This window comes from Olleya sp. UBA1516 (assembly GCF_002323495.1).
Classification (GTDB): Bacteria; Bacteroidota; Bacteroidia; order Flavobacteriales; family Flavobacteriaceae; genus Olleya.
Map to the genome: position 1 here is coordinate 1 of NZ_DCQO01000016.1, position 15351 is coordinate 15351.

Annotated in this window: 15 protein-coding genes; 1 reads left to right on the forward strand and 14 read right to left on the reverse strand. The window is 32.3% G+C overall.

The annotated features are described in order from the left end of the window. On the reverse strand, positions 1–2967 hold a 2967-nt coding region (locus B2989_RS09110; protein ID WP_292947601.1), incomplete at its 3' end, for a choice-of-anchor L domain-containing protein. Between the two features lie 254 nt (positions 2968–3221). On the opposite strand from B2989_RS09110, the gene B2989_RS09115 reads away from it, so the two are divergent. Further along, entirely contained in the window at positions 3222–4034 is an 813-nt protein-coding gene (locus tag B2989_RS09115) for a mechanosensitive ion channel family protein (protein ID WP_292947604.1), read from the forward strand. On the opposite strand, the gene tsaB is transcribed toward B2989_RS09115, so the two are convergent. The 13 genes from tsaB to B2989_RS09180 all read right to left on the reverse strand — a co-directional run bounded on the left by tsaB (position 4035) and on the right by B2989_RS09180 (position 15350). Beyond that, a complete protein-coding gene (tsaB, locus tag B2989_RS09120; protein ID WP_292947607.1) occupies positions 4035–4706 on the reverse strand; it encodes a tRNA (adenosine(37)-N6)-threonylcarbamoyltransferase complex dimerization subunit type 1 TsaB in 672 nt (223 codons plus the stop codon). Between the two features lie 2 nt (positions 4707–4708). After that, complete coding sequence (locus B2989_RS09125; protein ID WP_292947610.1) at positions 4709–6097, reverse strand: TolC family protein; 1389 nt, start codon at positions 6095–6097, stop codon at positions 4709–4711. Further along, positions 6087–7202 (reverse strand): efflux RND transporter periplasmic adaptor subunit, encoded by a 1116-nt coding sequence (locus tag B2989_RS09130; RefSeq protein ID WP_292947613.1) that lies wholly within the window; start codon positions 7200–7202, stop codon positions 6087–6089. The genes B2989_RS09125 and B2989_RS09130 overlap by 11 nt, the downstream gene beginning before the upstream one ends. Before the next feature lie 71 nt (positions 7203–7273). Beyond that, entirely contained in the window at positions 7274–8515 is a 1242-nt protein-coding gene (locus tag B2989_RS09135; protein ID WP_292948097.1) for an ABC transporter permease, read from the reverse strand. Between the two features lie 3 nt (positions 8516–8518). After that, positions 8519–9748: an ABC transporter permease gene (locus tag B2989_RS09140; protein ID WP_292947616.1), complete on the reverse strand. Its 1230-nt coding sequence runs from the start codon at positions 9746–9748 to the stop codon at positions 8519–8521. Beyond that, positions 9741–10442, reverse strand: coding sequence for an ABC transporter ATP-binding protein (locus B2989_RS09145; RefSeq protein ID WP_028283412.1), 702 nt, complete (start codon positions 10440–10442; stop codon positions 9741–9743). Before B2989_RS09145 ends, B2989_RS09140 begins: the two co-directional genes overlap by 8 nt. 137 nt (positions 10443–10579) lie before the next feature. Continuing rightward, positions 10580–11467 carry a carboxypeptidase-like regulatory domain-containing protein gene (locus tag B2989_RS09150; protein ID WP_292947621.1) on the reverse strand — a complete coding sequence of 296 codons (888 nt, stop codon included), beginning with the start codon at positions 11465–11467 and terminating at the stop codon, positions 10580–10582. A gap of 72 nt (positions 11468–11539) precedes the next feature. Beyond that, positions 11540–11761, reverse strand: coding sequence for a hypothetical protein (locus tag B2989_RS09155; RefSeq protein WP_145003588.1), 222 nt, complete (start codon positions 11759–11761; stop codon positions 11540–11542). A gap of 35 nt (positions 11762–11796) precedes the next feature. After that, positions 11797–12342: a DUF420 domain-containing protein gene (locus B2989_RS09160; RefSeq protein WP_292947625.1), complete on the reverse strand. Its 546-nt coding sequence runs from the start codon at positions 12340–12342 to the stop codon at positions 11797–11799. Positions 12343–12384: 42 nt separating this feature from the next. Next, a complete protein-coding gene (locus B2989_RS09165) occupies positions 12385–13131 on the reverse strand; it encodes an SCO family protein (RefSeq protein ID WP_292947628.1) in 747 nt (248 codons plus the stop codon). Positions 13132–13141: 10 nt separating this feature from the next. After that, positions 13142–13858 carry a hypothetical protein gene (locus B2989_RS09170; protein ID WP_292947631.1) on the reverse strand — a complete coding sequence of 239 codons (717 nt, stop codon included), beginning with the start codon at positions 13856–13858 and terminating at the stop codon, positions 13142–13144. A gap of 89 nt (positions 13859–13947) precedes the next feature. Beyond that, a complete protein-coding gene (locus B2989_RS09175) occupies positions 13948–14328 on the reverse strand; it encodes a cytochrome C oxidase subunit IV family protein (protein ID WP_028283407.1) in 381 nt (126 codons plus the stop codon). Positions 14329–14351: 23 nt separating this feature from the next. After that, on the reverse strand, positions 14352–15350 hold the full coding sequence (locus B2989_RS09180; protein ID WP_292947635.1) for a cytochrome c oxidase subunit 3: 999 nt from the start codon (positions 15348–15350) through the stop codon (positions 14352–14354). Position 15351 lies beyond the last annotated feature (1 nt).

Here is a 15351-nt window from a genome sequence, read left to right on the forward strand (position 1 = left end):
TGTGAAGACTCCAAAGCCATCACTGTCTGGATCACAATACTCTAAAGCGGTTGGTGTAAATGCTACTGGTGCTTGTACAACATCTAATTGTAAAGTCGTTGTTGTAAAACAGCCAGTAGTTACATCTTCTACTCTTACATAAACTATTTGTGGGTTAGAAATGTTTGTATACGGTATGGCTAATGGACTAGTTTCTGTTTCTGCATCTAATTGCGTTAGGTAATAACTTACTGCATAGTCTGGGTTACCTCCACTAATCTCATTGTTTTTAATACTTAAATCTATACTTGTAAATCCGTCTGGTGTGCCATCATCACAAACTTCTAATGGTGTTGGTGTGATTGCTGTAGGTAATGCATTTACTATAAGATTAAAAGTTGTAGACCCATAACATGTTGGATTAATATTATCGTTAACTCTTACATGTACAATTTGTTCTGGCGAATCTATATTTTGATAAGTAGTTGGATTTAAAATAGGATTAGTTTCTGCCTCTAAATCTGTTAAGTTTTCATAAAAAGTAACTGTATAGTTTGCTGGATCTTGACCTCCAAGAATTGTAGTTTCTTGAGTTGTTAAATCAAAAATCTCAAATCCATCTTCAGAAACATCATCACATACTACCATGTTAGCAGGTTGTACAGCTATAGCATTAGGATTAACAATTAAGGTAAATCCTCCGTTTGGTAAAGTAGTAGCTGTATAACAGTCTGAATCAATTAAGCTTTCGATACGAACAAAAATATATTCACCATTGTTACCATTATATGGACTAACTAATGGGTTATCACCTGAATCAGCATCTGCAAATGAGTTATGATACGTTACTGTATATTCTGAAGCTAACTGCGTACCTAACACTGTTGCAGTCTGTAATTCTAAATTAAACATTTCAACACCATCATTAGACAAATCATCACAAACCTCCATGTCTGGTGCTTGGTTAAGAACCGATGTTATCACATCTAGATTAAAAGTATCAACATCTGAACAAGTTCCTGATGCCACATCTTCAATTCTGATATGAATAATTTCTGGATAGGTTTCATTTCCAATGTAGTTGGCTGGATCCGCAATAGGATTAAGTCCCAATTGTGCATCTGACAAACTATTATGATAACTAATAGTTACGTCTGCAGCGACTTGACTTCCTATCGCTTCGGAATCATTAACCGTTAAATCAAAAATTTCATTTCCGGAAGGATTATTACATGTAATAATATCAATGGTATTTTCCACCATTGGTCCTGGAATAAATTCTATTAAAACAGAATCTGTCGCTTGACATGTTGCAGAAAAAACAACATCAACACTATAAACACCATTTTCCGTTGCGTTCAAAGTAGATCCCGTTTCTCCTGGTATAACAACTCCGTCTAAATACCAAGTATGAGTTGCTGTAGGTAAGTTTGTATCTAAAGGTACAGATCCTCCGGAACATATTGCTGTACCAGCATCTATGGTAACATCATCTCCTAAATCTCCTCCTAAATTAAATGTTCCTGCTCCTAAAAACACTGCTGCATTATAGGCTGAATCACCATCATCCGCAATAACTAGTTTAATGTTATAAGTGTTACCAGGCGTTACATTAGAAAATGCAGTCATAGAAGTTGTATAACCTCTAAAATCGATTGGAGAATTTCCTGGAGGCAATCCTCCTGCTCCATAATAAGAATCGAAAAAAGTTGGATTAACCGATGGACAACTTGCATTATACGCATTGTCTCTAACCGTAAACACAGAAACAACATCTGTTGTTCCTGGCACGATTGCCAAATTAGTAACTGCAGTCGTTGATAAATCCGTTAATAAAAATGCAAAAGCATCTGTAAATCCACATTGGAAACCTCCATACTCTTCTGATGCGAATAAGAAATCAAAACTTATACTATCAGCTATTGGCACAAAATTAAACTCGATAAAAGAAGCATCATTAGAATCTCCTGGGTTTAATGCTGGTATTGCATTTTCTAAATCTGCATCTCCTGGCCATCCACCACTACTTTGTGTTCCTGTTTCAGGTCCTTCAGCTTCCATTGCATCACCAGAATTTAAAACAATACCTGCTTCAAATGGAAATGCACCTGGAAGTGCTGTAAAATATCCAATCCCATTTTCTTGCCCAAAATTGCTTCCTGTGCTCCAATTAAAATTAGAAACTGTAGCACATGGGCTATCAATTAATACATCCTCTATTAATTCTGGAACTGTATAAGTTGTTTGATTTACAGTAATATATGGACTTAAAACTTCTACTTCAATAGTTGTAGAAGCAGAACATCCTGTTGGATTGCTATCTGTTGCTGTAAATGTTACAGTAAACGTCCCTAAATTGTTAAATACATGACTTGATGATAATCCTGCTGCTGAAGATCCATCTCCAAAATTCCAGTTATAAGTTGCTCCTGTTCCGTCATCTTCAAAAATAGCACTACCATCAAAACTAACAGTACCACCTAAAGGAATTTGAATAACACCTAAACCATCTGCTACTGGGTTTGTAGCATCTATAGTAGGTGTAATTGTTTGACAGGATTGTAAACATGAAATATTAGCAGCCCAACCTGAAGTATTTGCTGCTGCACTACTTACAAACTCTATTGTAATACAACCTGTTGCACTAGTTGTTGATGCAGAAATTGTACCTGGATTATTTGCTGCTCCACCACCAGAATATGTACCAATTACCGCAGCACTTGTATCATCACCATCATAGATAGTCATTACGTCAGAACCTAGTTGCGTACTAAATGTAGTAAATTGTATTTGAATAAATTGATCTGGTCCATCTGGACATAGCGTTAAAACAAAATTCTCGTTATCAGCATAATTAGCCGATGCTCCTCCTGAATCATAAAGCACACCTGAACATTGTGAAAACGTTCCGTTTTGCATCAAAATATCTTGAGATTGAGCAGTGAATAAAGCACCTAGAAAAGTAACAATAAGTAGAAATTTTTTCATTTCTTATTTAGTAAAAGGGTTGAATAATTGGTTAATTTACAATTATACTAAAATACTGCCTAATAATTTGATTAAATTCATCTTAAAAAATGATAAGAATAGATCTTACATAGATTAATTAATACGCATTTTTATAATAAAAACAGACAGGGTTGAATAGTATATATATTAAACAGTTACAATTCAAAAACTCCTACCCAACCCTAGAGTTTGCAAATTATATCTATATTTGTTTTAACTTATAAAATCATACAATGGAATTACAAAAATGGATAGACAAAGGGTCTGAAATTATTATTGAATACACGCCTAAAATGTTAGCTGCAATAGCTATCTGGATTATTGGTGCTTTTGTTATTAAACAAGCTCTAAGAGCTTTAAAAAAACTAATGCTAGTTAGAAATTATGATGAAAGCTTACAAAAATTTTTAATAAACCTATTACGTTGGGTTTTAAAAATTGTACTAATTATAGTCGTATTAGGCACGTTAGGCATTGAAACTACATCCTTTGCTGCGATATTGGCTGCAGCAGGTTTAGCTATTGGATTAGCTTTACAAGGGTCTTTAGCTAATTTTGCTGGAGGTGTGTTAATTATGTTATTTAAACCTTTCAAAATTGGTGACTTGATAGAAGCACAAGGTCAAGTTGGAGTTGTAAAAGAGATCCAAATTTTTACGACTAAACTTACAGGATTATCAAACAGAGAAATTATTATACCTAATGGCTCTTTGTCCAATGGAAATATTATTAATTTTTCTACTGAAGGTACGCGACGTGTAGATTTGGTTTTTGGCGTTGGGTATGAATCTGACATTAAAAAAACAAAAGATGTTTTAATGTCTGTATTAACCGCTAACCCTAAAGTATTAGAAACACCTGCACCCACAGTAAATGTGATTGAATTAGCAGATAGCTCTATTAATTTTGCTGTAAGACCTTGGTGTAAAGCTGAAGATTATTGGGCTGTTTATTTTGAGACAACCGAACAAACTAAAGAAGCACTAGATGCTGCTGGTATTGATATACCTTATCCACATAGTGTTGAAATACAAAAACAGGCTTAATTATTTTTTAGATTTTATTGCTACAAAATCTTTTAAGTAATACGGTTCAAAATAAGCGACATCTTCGGTGTCGCTTTTTTTGTATTTATTAAAACTTAAAGCACTCATTTGATCTGCAGAAGGTAATTTGTTTTCAATAAACACTGCATTGTTATTATCTAATAACGCTTTAGTTTTAGCTACACCATCACCAATAAAGTAGACTTTATTTTCTGACAAATAAGATTGAAATGACGTCTCATCAAGGACTTGCGCTTCAATTGCTCTAATGCTATTAAACTGAGTATCAAAAATAGCAGAATACACCTCTAAACGTCTAGCGTCTAACATTGGTACAATTAATCCAGAATCTGCTTTTACTTGATGCGCTAAGGCTTCTAAAGTAGATACAGATACTAATGGTATGTTTAAAGCAAATGCTAAGCCCTTTGCTGCAGACACACCTATGCGCAATCCTGTATATGATCCTGGTCCTTTACTTACTGCTATGGCATCTAATTGTAACGTTGAAATCTTTGCTTCTTTTAACACCTCATCAACGTAAACATGGAGTTTTTCTGCATGAGAATAACCATTTCCGTAATCTTCCTTTAACACCAAAGTCTCTCCTTTATGAGAAAGAGAGACTGAGCAGTTAGTTGTAGACGTTTCAATATTTAAAATATATGCCACTTTTATTCTGTTATTGGTTTATCAAGATAAAAATCTAACACTTTAGTTTTAAAAACGTAATTGTATTTAGCGTTTAAAAAAGACGATTGTGCATTTATTAGTCGGTTACGAACTTGTTCTAATTGAAACGATGTACTAACACCTAAATCGTATTTATCTTGTTCGTTTTGAAAAGCTAACTCTTGAGACTCTAAAGATATTTTAGACGCTTCATATTGAATTAATGAAGCCTTAGCATCAGCAAAAGCTTGCTCGACATTGGAAGTTAGCGTTTGTTTTTCTTGCTCTAAATCTAAAATGATTCGATCTTTACTAATCTCTGCTCTTTTAACACTTGCATCTGTTCTAAATCCATTAAAAATTGGCACGTTTAAACTAAAACCAACATTGTATCCAAGGTTGTTTTCAATTTGCTCTGCAAATCCATTTTTTTGCAATTCGATTATTGCCTCTCCAGACGTTGCATCAAATCCTGTAACTATAGGTAAAACATCATCTTGTCCTTGTAAATGTTGGTAAGACGTACTTGCACCAACACCAAAACTTAAGGTTGGTAAATACGCGCTTCTTGCAATCTGATAGTTTAACTCAGCATTATCAATATTAAGTTGTGCGCCTTTAATTTCTGGACGATTATCTAAAGCATAAGATAAAATTTCGTTTGAATTTTTGTAAGCTAAGACTGCTTCCGTTAAATCAATATCTACATTTTGAATATCAAAACCTTGTGATGGTATTTGTAATATCTGTGATAAATCTAATAGTGATAATACCACATTGTTTTTGGCATTAACTAAGCGCTCATTATCTGAAGCCAATTGCGATTTAGAGACTAACAAATCTGCACTTGCTCTGGCTCCTGCATCAACAAGTTCTTGTACTTGCTCTAAACTTTTTTGGCTAATTGCTACTTGCTCTTCTGCTTGCTTTACAGCTTCGCGATTAAACAATATATTTAAATACGCATTTACAACATTTAACGAGATATTATTTTTTAAAATATCTAATTGAATCTTACTATTTTCAATACCTAGATCTGCTTGCTTTTGAAGATTTGTATTTCTAAAACCATTAAATAAGGTAACACCTGCATTTAAACCAAACCCATTACCTCTAGAATCTCTAGAAATCCTGCTTCCGTTTTGATCTATAAACGAACCAAAATTCCAATTTTGAGAGGCACTTGCATTTACTGTAGGTAAAAAATTTCCTTTTGCAGATTTTAAATTTTGTTCTGCAATTTGTTGATCTAGCAGTGACTGTCTAACGGTTATGTTGTTTTGCAATGCGTAATCAACACTTTCTTTTAATGACCACTTTTTTTCTTGAGCAAAAGCTGTGAAGCCTACTAAGAATATTAATGTGAATTGTATTATATTTCTAGTTTTCATCTTCGTTATCTTCTTTTGATGCTTTGTTCCACACTTTAATTTTTTCTCCTTCTTTAACACCTTCTGTGATTTCGACATTAATTCCATCAGACAATCCTAATTCAACATCTCTTTTTTCAAAAGTACCTGGAGCTGTTTCAATGTCAACAAATGGTTTTTCAGTAATTCTGTTAAACTGTAATAATGATTCTTTAATTACTAAAATACTGTCCTTGCTTTCCATTTCAATTTCAGCATTAGCACTATAACCAGCTCTAATTTTAGTTGAAGGTTCTACCGTTACATCTGCTTTAATAGTAAACTGTACTGCTCCATTCTCTTCCATCCCCTTAGGCGCCACAAATGTAAGTTTAGCAGGAAACACTTTTTCGTTAATCGCACCTAAAATTACTTTAATATCTTTTCCTTCTTCTAATTTACCAACCTCAGCTTCATCCACTTTACCTTCAAAAATCATTTTGCTCATGTCTGCAATAGTCGCGATTGTAGTACCAGCATTAAAGTTATTACTTTCAATAACTTGATCACCTTCTCTAACCGGAATTTCTAGAATTGTTCCAGGAATTAAAGCGATAATATTTGTATTTGCAGATCCACCACCAGACAATGATCCTCTTTTAATAATTTGGTAATTATTTTGAGCTTGATTTAAAGTTTCTTGTGCTTGGTTTAAAGACAATTGACTGTTTTCAAAATCTTGTCTAGATATAACCCCTTTTTCAAATAAAGCTTTATTACGATCGTATAATGTTTTAGCATTATTAAACGCTAGTTTTGCTGTAGATATTTGTCCACTTGCACCAACCAAACTTTGCTCGTTAGGTACGACTCTAATTTTAGCAATCACATCTCCTTTTTTAACGATGTCACCTTCCTCGACTAGAATTTTATCGATAATACCAGAAATTTGAGGTTTTAGCTCTACTTCTTCCTCTGGATTTAATTTACCTGTAGCTACCGTTTTAGTATTTATTGAGGTATAAAAAGGCTCTGCTGTTTTAAACTCTTCCACTGATTTAGAACTTGAGTCTTTAAAGTATTTTAACACCATTAAAAGTGCTATTACCAAAGCAACAATTACAATTATTTTTATTACTTTTTTCATTTTTATATAGTTTACTCGGTTGATTTTAAAAGTTTTTTAGACTTTACTTTAATTATATTTAATTGATAAAATTATTCTTCTCTTAATGCCTCAATAGGCTTAATACTTGTTGCTTTAAAGGCTGGTATTAGTCCTATTAAAGTCCCTAATACCACCAAAATTATTAAGGCAATAAATACCACTGCTATAGACACTGATGCGTTAACAATAACAGCTTCTGCACCTTGACCAAAAGCACTATCCAACGCTATTAGTATCCAGCCACCAGTAATTATACCTAATAGTCCTGCAACTAAAGTGATTGATACAGCCTCCACAACAATTTGTCTTTTAATCTCATAAGGTGTGGCACCTAAAGCACGTCTAACACCTATTTCTTTAGTTCTTTCTTTAACTGTAATAAGCAATATATTACCAATTGCAAATACACCTGCAATTAAGGTTGCTATACCAACAAACCAGGTTAAAAATTGCATTCCTGTTAAAAATCCAGTGATTTTTGCAAACTCTTTACCTAAATTAAAACTACCAAATGCACGTGTATCATCTGGATGCACTCTATTTAAGTTTCTTAAAATTAGTTTGGAGTCTGCTTCAATTTGCGAAATATCGTATTCTGGTTTACCAGTAATCATCATCCAACCAATATTTTCACCCATATTATATATTTGTTGAAAAGTGGTGAAAGGAATATGAATATCACTAGATGGTCCCATATTAGCATTACCAGTTTCAAACATACCAATGACTTTAAAATTCATTCCGTTTAACAGAATGTATTCGCCTATCATTTCTTCATCTTTTTCAAAAATTTGTTTGTAGATTTCTTCTGAAATAACGACGACTTTCCTATTTTCATCAATATCAGTTTGATTGATAAAACGTCCACGAATCATTTTCTTTTTTTGAACTTGATCTAATAAAGGATAATCACCATTTACGCCAAAATTACCAGACAGAAAATTACGTACTACCAAAGCAGAACTTTGATTTCTTGGTACCACAAACTCAATACCTTCAACATTTTCCTCAATTTTTTTAGCGTCACTTATTTTAAGTTGTACTTGTCTACCTTCCTGAAACCCTTTAAAAGGTTTGCTGGTACTTTGTGCCCAAACAAACACACTATTTGTAGCAAAATCACCAAACAATCTATTAAAAGAATTTTCTAACCCTTTTGCTGAACCAAGTAATCCGATAAGTAGTAAAATTCCCCACCAAACACCAACCATAGTTAATGCTGAACGTAGTTTGTTTTTACTTAAACTATCGTAAACTTCTTGCCATGTATCTCTTTCGAATAAAAACATTATAATTTAGTCATTTCTTAGTGCGACAATTGGTTTAATCTTGGAAGCCTTTTTAGCTGGTAAATAGCCTGCAATACCACCAGCTACAATAAGAGTTATAGTTGCTGCAACAACAACGCTTAAACTTACAGTTGGGTCTTTTATAAAATATTTTTCTAGCATTGGTCCTGCAAACTCTACGACTGTCATCCCAATGAGCAAGCCTACAAATCCAGCAATAACTGTAACTAAAATAGACTCTAATAATATGATTGACACTATCGATTTTGGTGAAGCTCCAAGTGCTTTTCTAATTCCAATCTCTTTAGTACGCTCTTTAACAATAAAAATCATCATGTTACTTATACCAACTATTCCTGCTATTAATGTCCCAAATCCAATAACTAATACCATGACACCTAAACCTCCTGTCATTTGATTGATAGCTTTAGACTCATTAGCCAAGTTTCTAACCCTTATAGCACGTTGGTCATTTTGAGACACTGAAAAACGATCTTTTAGTTTTCTGGTTAAGGCAGTACTAAACCCAATAGCTTCGTCAAAATTCATGCTTGGGTTATAGGTCAAATTGATTTGATCGATATAGTCGTTATTACCATAAATTTGTTGTGCTGTAGACACTGGCATATACATGTAACGCTCTTCATTATCTCCACCATCGTCACTAAACACACCAACCACTTTATATTGGATCCCATTTAAATTAATGTATTTACCAATAGCAGTTGTTTTTAAAAATAAATCCTCTTCTACTAATCGTCCAATAACAACTACTTTAGTTTTATTGTCAACGTCTAATTGATTGATGTATCGACCGTATTCTACTTTAGTATTTTCAAGATATTGATGGTCTGGGTGAACAGCTCTAACACTGTAGCTGTTTTTTTCGTTTCTAAACGAAGCATTTACATTTCTGTATATTCTTGCGGTTATGAATTGTACTTTGTCACCAAACTCGTCTTTAATATACTCATAATCCTCATTAGTAAACTGTATTTGTCTACCAGCTTGTAATCCTTTATGTGCTTTTGAGGTTTGCCCAGAATTTATAAAAATAGAATTAGCAGCATCATCCACAAAAGCGGTATCAAATGTATTGACTAATCCATTGACCACTCCAAATAGAATGGCGAATAATGAAATAGCAAAAGCTACTGTAAAACCAGACAATATACTTCTGGTTCTATTCATGTTTATACTCTGAAATATTTCGCGCCAAAGATCTCTATCAAACATGTGCAGAAGCTCTTTCTTGATTAATAAACACATCCTCCATAATAACACCATCTTTTAATCGCACAATACGCTTACACATATTTGCAATATCCTCTTCGTGTGTTACCATTAAAATGGTTTTACCCTCATCGTTTAAAGATTGGATAAAGTCCATAATCTCATAAGAGGTTTTGGTATCCAATGCTCCTGTAGGCTCATCGGCTAATAATAATTTTGGATTTGCAGCTAAAGCACGTGCAATTGCTACACGCTGTTTTTGTCCACCTGACAACTCGTTTGGTAAGTGAGTAGCCCAATTAGCTAAGCCCACTTTTTTAAGGTGAAACATTGCTTTTTCAATACGCTCTTTTCGTTTTAAGCCTTGATAATACAATGGTAATGCAACATTTTCTACTGCATTTTTATAATTTATTAAGTTAAACGATTGGAATATAAATCCTAAAAATTTGTTTCGGTAAATCGCTGCTTTCTTTTCGGTAAGATTTTTAATAGGGACACCATCAAGTATATACTCGCCTTCATCAGCTTCATCTAACATTCCAATAATATTAAGTAACGTCGATTTTCCAGAACCTGAAGAACCCATAATAGCAACCATTTCGCCTTCTTCAACAGATAAATCAATACCTTTTAAAACATGAAGACTAGAATCGCCAATTGGATAAGACTTATGTAACTTATTTATTTTGAGCATAATTGATGGTTTTTTTGATTGATGATTAACTCAATAACAATTAGACTACAAAGGATACAATTTGTTACAACATTTATTAAAAAATTTTGTTAAATATTGGTTTTAAAGGTTTTTAATAAGATGCTTTTATTCATTCTTTATTCATTTGTAAATAAAACATCTGCGCCAATCATAACATTACCTGTCCTATTATCGTTTTTGTAATCAAACTTAACAATGCCTTTTTTCCATTCTTTACCTCTATATTTAGACCAAGTTAGATTTTCTTCTGTAGCATAGGTAAATCTATACATAGGACCTATAACATCATATTTTTTGGACTCGTTATTAGGATCAATAAATTCAATTCCAATACACATACCTTCTTCTGGCATGAATATATCCATGTCTTCTACATTAATATTTAAAGTGTAATTTTTGTTTTTAGGCTTTACTACTAAGTTTTTGGTGTAAAGTTCATATCCAGGTTTGTCATTTTTGGTATCATAACTATAAAATTTAATATTTAAAGACGCTGTAAAAACAGCATTATTTCTTTTTTTTAATTTTATATAAATATTTTTTAACTTTCCTTTTTTATCCAATGGATTATTTAATAATACGCATGTTTCGTAACCTATTAAAGAGCTTACTCCAGCATTACCTACTTTATCTTCACCAATGGTATGTTTTTTATTGTATTTTTTCTTTTTAAAATCAATAACAACTTCATCTAACTCTGTAATTTTTTCAGAAAGCTTAATATCTAACTTTACATTTATCTGGTTTTTATATTGACTTAAAACAATATATTTAGAATTATACCCAATTGAAGACACCTTTAATGTATCATATAAATGATTTGAAATTTCAAAGCTGTAAGACCCATTATTATTTGAATAAACACCTTTATTTTTAGTCATTAAAGTAATATTTACAAGCTCTAAAGGTTGTTGACTTATTGAATCTAAAACTTTACCTTCTATGGTTTGAGAATAAGAATGGTTAACAATTAGTAGTAAAACTATATAAATAATGTATTTCATACGATAAAATAAAAAAACTCCAAGTAATGTAACATTATTTGGAGTTTTTTTTTAATTCTATCAATATATAGTTTAGCTTTTTTTTACTTTAAAATATTTCCAATAAATAAAAAAGCCTAAACTAAAAACTATGATGTATGGAATGGACATTAGATAGACAATACCATCGTTAATACCTTTTGCTGCAGCTTGACCTTCTTCGTTTTCCAGAACAGCTCTACACATAGCGCATTGTGCATTAGTCTGTAAAAATGAAACGATTAAAAATAGAAATAAAAAAACTTTAGTTTTCATAATTGTAAGGTGCTTAGTAAAGCTTTAAATAGCTGCTACACGTAATAAGGCGAAATCATTAAATACACAATCACACCAGTAACTGCAACGTACAACCATAATGGAAACGTAATTCTAGCTATTTTTTTATGACGTTGTATATTGTTTGTGATTGCTCTAACATAAGTTATTAATACAAAAGGAATGACTACTACCGATAATGCAATGTGTGTTATTAAAATAAAAAAATAAATAGACCTAATTGCGCCTTCGCCTCCAAATTTAGCAGAATCACTTGTCATGTGATAAGCGACATACATAACTAAGAATATTACTGATAACGAGATTGCAAACTTCATTAAGTTTTCATGCAGCTTACGTTTATTATTTTTAATTGCCCAAACAGCTACCAATAATACAAATGCTGTAATACCATTTATAGTCGCGTAAATAGGTGGTAAAAATGTTAAAGGCTCTACATTAAAACCTAAGTCTTTTAATTTAACTGTAAATAAAGCTGCTACAGCTAAAGGAATAATAATTGAAAGTATAACAATCCACTTATTATACTTTTGTTCGGCGTTTAGTTTTCTTGTACTCATAATTGTAATTAATAGGTATGGCTAGATTAGGACGCGTTAAGTTTACTCTTGTAATAGTTTTGCAATGTCTTCTTTTAAGATTGTAATTTCTTGTTCATTACCATCTTCGTCCATTTTTTCTTGCTCGCTAATTACACCTTTATAAAATATTTTAGGATTACCAAAAGCATCTGTTCTAGATCTTAAATATCCTTCTTTATCCACTAAAGCAAAATCTCCTGAATGTTCAAAGTTTTCAACATTAACAAAAATATTAAATCCAATATTTGATAATTGGTAAATAGCCTCTTTATCTCCTGTCATTAAATGCCAATTTGGACTAGTAACACCATAATCTGCAGCATAAGCCTTTAGGATTTCTGGAGTGTCGTTATCTGGCATAATACTAAATGATGCAATACCAAACTCTGGATTATCTTTAAATGTGTTTTGTATAGATGCTAAGTTAGAGCTCATTCTTGGGCAAATGGTAGGACACGTTGTAAAAAAGAAATCCACCACATACACTTGACCTAAATAGTCCTTATTAGTTATTGTTTTACCATCTTGATTAGTAAAACTAAATTCTGGCACTTTTTTACGCTCTCCATTAATTACTAAATAGCCTACATCTGATTTATTTGGCGCATCGCTTTTTGGATTAACAATAACGCCTTTACTTCTACTCTCGTCTGTACGATTAATATCCTTATTACTAATTCTATCTATGATTTTAGGAATAAAAATAATCCCGAACAATAATATAATGAATGAAATACCTACGTAAGAATAATTTGCTTTTTTACTCATGGTAATGCTATTAGTTTGTGTCTCCTTTTAAATCGTCTGCACGTCTAGAGGTCGAGTTAAACTCGCCTTTACGTTTTTGTCTATACTCAGTAAACAAAACACGTAAATCATCTGCTCCCATGACATTTTTAAGCTGTGCAACTTCTGATGCGTTATAAGCAGTAAGCGGATAAGCTTGCTTACCTTGTTCTATTTCTTTTTTGGTTCTGTTATCTAAACGTCCACGCTGATTTAATTCCTTATCAACAATGTAAACTTTGTTAGTTGCTAAATTAAAATCTAAGACTTCACTTGACCTTAAGCTATTAAACATTTTTTTAGTATCAGAGTCATCCAACTCAACAAAATGCCAATATTTAAGTTCTCCGTATTTAGTTAATTCTTTTTTAAGTCTATCTGTAGCGTCTGATGTAGATTTAGACACCAACATAATAACTTGAAACTTTTTAAAGCCTTGAAACTTATCGTAGATTAATTCTTTTAGATTAGAGGTTTCAACAACTTTTGATTCTGGATCTTTTCCTAAAAAACCTAAAACTGTGATATGATTTTCTAATTGTAAGTCTGTTGTTGCTGAAGACAAGTTTTGAAAATCAAGAACATAATTTTTAACAACGTCTAAAGGATTGTAGTTATTAGTAGAAGGATATAAAAACAACAAAAAGATTACTGGCAAAAAAAATAAAGCACCTAAGGTAATTCCTTTTTTCAATTTCTTTTTATCCATAATCTCAATGCTTTTTTTAATTATACAAAAATAAAAAAGGTGGCTTTAATAAACCACCTTTTAACTATATTTTATATCGATTTCTTCACTTAGAAATCTCTTTTGATAAATCCTTTGTCGTACACATCAAAAACGTAACCTCCTTCTTGTAATAATATAAATACTAAGTAACAAATAAGGAATATTCCTGTCCAAACAACAGCACGTCTTAATCCAGGTAATTCATCACGCATGTGCATGAAATCCCAAGTAATATAATATGCTTTAACAATTGTTAAGATGATAAAAATCCAGTTTAAAAGTTTCATCCCTAACACAACGTTGGTTCCCCAAGATGGTTTGTAGATACCTAAAACAACCTCTACAGCTGTAATGATAGATAACAAGATTAAAACTCCCCAAATTTTTTGAGTATTAGATTTAAACTTAATTAATCCTCTAAATATTTCTAATTTATGTGCGTCTGCCATGATATTTCTTTTCTATAAAATTATTAAACTAGGTAGAAGAATGTAAATACAAATACCCAAACTAAATCTACAAAGTGCCAGTAAAGACCAACTTTTTCAACCATTTCGTAGTTTTTACGTCTGTCATATGTACCGATAACAACATTAAAGAAAATAATGATATTAAGCACAACTCCTGAAAATACGTGAAATCCGTGAAATCCTGTAATAAAGAAAAAGAAGTCTGCAAATAATGGCGAACCATATTCGTTTACATGTAAGTTAGCACCTTGAACTACTAATTTACCGTTTTCTTTAATTTGTTTTAAAGATTGCTCTCTTGTTAAGATTGTTTTTTCACCTTCCTCGTTAATGATTTGCGTTCTAACTAATACATTAGGATTAGCTTCCATACCTTTAACGATATCGCTTACTTGGTATGCTGGTAAAGTACCTTCTCCTACAAACCAAAGTCCATTTTTACGCTCATGCTCTACTCTGTCTGTCGGTGCAGCAGTAGCAAAATCTGCTATAGCCAAACGTTTAAAAGTTTGTTCACCATCAACAGTTACATTTTCTCCAAACTGAAGGATGTTACCACCTTTTGTTTGTACAGCACCAAAGTCCCCTTTAATAAAAGTATTCCACTCCCAAGCTTGCGACCCAACAAATATTAAACCACCAATAATGGTTAAAAACATGTACCAAGTCACTTTTTTCTTGTTTAAATGGTGACCAGCATCCACTGCTAATACCATTGTCACTGAAGACATGATTAATACAAACGTCATAAACGCTACATAAATCATTGGATAATTACCATGGAAAAATGGTACGTGAGTAAAAACCTCGTCTGCAATTGGCCAAGCATCAATAAATTTGAATCTTGAAAAACCATAGGCTGCTAAAAACCCAGAGAATGTTAATGCATCTGATACGATAAAAAACCACATCATCATCTTACCATAACTTGCTTTTAATGGTTGGTTACCACCTCCCCAAGTCTTTCCTTCTGTATCAGTAGTTGCAACTGTAGTATTCATA

Coding starts and splice junctions, on each gene's coding strand:
- B2989_RS09160 (WP_292947625.1), bottom strand. CDS start 12,342: ATGAGTACAAGAAAACTAAACGCCGAACAAAAGTATAATAAGTGGATT.
- B2989_RS09170 (WP_292947631.1), bottom strand. CDS start 13,858: ATGGATAAAAAGAAATTGAAAAAAGGAATTACCTTAGGTGCTTTATTT.
- B2989_RS09115 (WP_292947604.1), top strand. CDS start 3,222: ATGGAATTACAAAAATGGATAGACAAAGGGTCTGAAATTATTATTGAA.
- B2989_RS09165 (WP_292947628.1), bottom strand. CDS start 13,131: ATGAGTAAAAAAGCAAATTATTCTTACGTAGGTATTTCATTCATTATA.
- B2989_RS09180 (WP_292947635.1), bottom strand. CDS start 15,350: ATGAATACTACAGTTGCAACTACTGATACAGAAGGAAAGACTTGGGGA.
- B2989_RS09155 (WP_145003588.1), bottom strand. CDS start 11,761: ATGAAAACTAAAGTTTTTTTATTTCTATTTTTAATCGTTTCATTTTTA.
- B2989_RS09175 (WP_028283407.1), bottom strand. CDS start 14,328: ATGGCAGACGCACATAAATTAGAAATATTTAGAGGATTAATTAAGTTT.
- B2989_RS09145 (WP_028283412.1), bottom strand. CDS start 10,442: ATGCTCAAAATAAATAAGTTACATAAGTCTTATCCAATTGGCGATTCT.
- B2989_RS09125 (WP_292947610.1), bottom strand. CDS start 6,097: ATGAAAACTAGAAATATAATACAATTCACATTAATATTCTTAGTAGGC.
- B2989_RS09150 (WP_292947621.1), bottom strand. CDS start 11,467: ATGAAATACATTATTTATATAGTTTTACTACTAATTGTTAACCATTCT.
- B2989_RS09140 (WP_292947616.1), bottom strand. CDS start 9,748: ATGTTTGATAGAGATCTTTGGCGCGAAATATTTCAGAGTATAAACATG.
- B2989_RS09130 (WP_292947613.1), bottom strand. CDS start 7,202: ATGAAAAAAGTAATAAAAATAATTGTAATTGTTGCTTTGGTAATAGCA.